Here is a 1623-nt window from a genome sequence, read left to right as displayed (position 1 = left end):
TGTTCGTTGCTTCAGAACTAACACAGTGGACGCGAGCAACTGAGGACAAGCCCTCGGCCTATTAGTACCGGTCAGCTCCACCCCTTACGGGGCTTCCACATCCGGCCTATCAACCCAGTCGTCTACTGGGAGCCTTACCCTCTCAAGGAGGTGGGAATACTCATCTCGAAGCAGGCTTCCCGCTTAGATGCTTTCAGCGGTTATCCCTCCCGAACGTAGCCAACCAGCCATGCCCTTGGCAGGACAACTGGCACACCAGAGGTTCGTCCGTCCCGGTCCTCTCGTACTAGGGACAGCCCTTCTCAATATTCCTACGCGCACAGCGGATAGGGACCGAACTGTCTCACGACGTTCTAAACCCAGCTCGCGTACCGCTTTAATGGGCGAACAGCCCAACCCTTGGGACCGACTCCAGCCCCAGGATGCGACGAGCCGACATCGAGGTGCCAAACCATCCCGTCGATATGGACTCTTGGGGAAGATCAGCCTGTTATCCCCGGGGTACCTTTTATCCGTTGAGCGACGGCGCTTCCACAAGCCACCGCCGGATCACTAGTCCCGACTTTCGTCCCTGCTCGACCCGTCGGTCTCACAGTCAAGCTCCCTTGTGCACTTACACTCAACACCTGATTGCCAACCAGGCTGAGGGAACCTTTGGGCGCCTCCGTTACCCTTTGGGAGGCAACCGCCCCAGTTAAACTACCCATCAGACACTGTCCCTGATCCGGATCACGGACCGAGGTTAGACATCCAGCACGACCAGAGTGGTATTTCAACGGCGACTCCACAACCACTGGCGTGGCTGCTTCACGGTCTCCCACCTATCCTACACAAGCCGAACCGAACACCAATATCAAACTGTAGTAAAGGTCCCGGGGTCTTTCCGTCCTGCTGCGCGAAACGAGCATCTTTACTCGTAGTGCAATTTCACCGGGCCTATGGTTGAGACAGTCGAGAAGTCGTTACGCCATTCGTGCAGGTCGGAACTTACCCGACAAGGAATTTCGCTACCTTAGGATGGTTATAGTTACCACCGCCGTTTACTGGCGCTTAAGTTCTCAGCTTCGCCCCGTCGAAACAGAGCTAACCGGTCCCCTTAACGTTCCAGCACCGGGCAGGCGTCAGTCCGTATACATCGCCTTACGGCTTCGCACGGACCTGTGTTTTTAGTAAACAGTCGCTTCTCGCTGGTCTCTGCGGCCACCCCCAGCTCAGAGTGCAAGACTCATCACCAGGCGTGGCCCCCCTTCTCCCGAAGTTACGGGGGCATTTTGCCGAGTTCCTTAACCATAGTTCACCCGAACGCCTCGGTATTCTCTACCTGACCACCTGAGTCGGTTTAGGGTACGGGCCGCCATGAAACTCGCTAGAGGCTTTTCTCGACAGCATAGGATCATCCACTTCACCACAATCGGCTCGGCATCAGGTCTCAGGCTCCATGTGTGACGGATTTGCCTATCACACGCCCTACACCCTTACCCCGGGACAACCACCGCCCGGGCTGGACTACCTTCCTGCGTCACCCCATCGCTTACCTACTACCACCTTGGGCCGGCGGCTCCACCACTTTCCTTTCCCCGAAGGGTCCGGAACGGCTTCACGGCCTTAGCATTAATGGGCTCG

General features: G+C 57.1%; 1 rRNA gene. It reads right to left on the bottom strand.

Going from position 1 to position 1623, the window contains the following annotated elements:
• Positions 1–41: 41 nt before the first annotated feature.
• Positions 42–1623 (bottom strand): 23S ribosomal RNA (locus ACFYUS_RS39045); the annotation flags it as partial.

Origin of the sequence: Streptomyces sp. NPDC004284 (assembly GCF_042874035.1) — a bacterium.
Taxonomy (GTDB): domain Bacteria; phylum Actinomycetota; class Actinomycetes; order Streptomycetales; family Streptomycetaceae; genus Streptomyces.
Note: the sequence above shows the minus strand (reverse complement) of the source record. Positions and strands in the feature narration are given on the sequence as shown.